Origin of the sequence: Candidatus Pseudoscillospira sp. SGI.172 (assembly GCF_050313575.1) — a bacterium.
Classification (GTDB): domain Bacteria; phylum Bacillota; class Clostridia; order Oscillospirales; family Oscillospiraceae; genus Vermiculatibacterium.
In genome coordinates this window covers 1-590 of record NZ_JBNPLQ010000090.1, presented here as the reverse complement: position 1 = coordinate 590, position 590 = coordinate 1, and the positions used below count along the sequence as shown (strand labels likewise).

The 590-nt window shown below is 51.0% G+C and carries 1 protein-coding gene; it reads right to left on the bottom strand.

The window, feature by feature from the left end:
• On the bottom strand, nt 1-429 hold the full coding sequence (locus ACQRD3_RS13575) for a MarR family transcriptional regulator (RefSeq protein ID WP_080907500.1): 429 nt from the start codon (nt 427-429) through the stop codon (nt 1-3).
• Nucleotides 430-590: the final 161 nt, after the last annotated feature.

The window sequence follows — 590 nt, the reverse complement described above, 5'->3', positions numbered from 1 at the left end:
TCATTCCGCTTCCAGCTCTACATTTCCTATGTGCCTCAGGCTGTCGATAAACATGGCGCGCTGTTCCGGGCTCAGCCCGTCCAGCACCTTCCGGTTGAGGTCGTCAATGACCTCCAGCACCCCGTCTTTGATGGAGGCGCCTTCGGGGGTAAGCACCACCCGAATGCTTCTCCGGTCATTGGAGTCCAGCTCGCGCTGGATCAGCCCCTTTTTCTCCATGCGGTCCAAAACGCCGGAAATCGTAGAGTTTTCCAACCGGAGGACCTGGGAAATTTCTTTTGGGGTGCAGGCGCAGCCCTCCCAAAGGCACCGGAGGACTCCGTACTGGCCCGGGGTTATGTTAAAAGGAGACAGCCCCTCGGAAAAGATTTGAAAAACTTCATGCTGGGCCACAGTCAGCAGATAATTGATACAGCCATACAGTTGCATTCTCTTCTCAACCCTTTAATGTTCTTCAGAACAACAAATAAAATATGAGGCGGGGCCCCTGATTTCAGAAGCACCGCCTCACATTATAGCATATCAAATATTAAATTTCTAGAACTTTTCTTCTGTTTTAACGGAAAATCGGGCCGCTGATGACCAGCTTT

Bases quoted from the DNA above. Each gene is read 5' to 3' on its own strand.
- ACQRD3_RS13575 (WP_080907500.1), bottom strand. From the start codon at position 429: ATGCAACTGTATGGCTGTATCAATTATCTGCTGACTGTGGCCCAGCAT.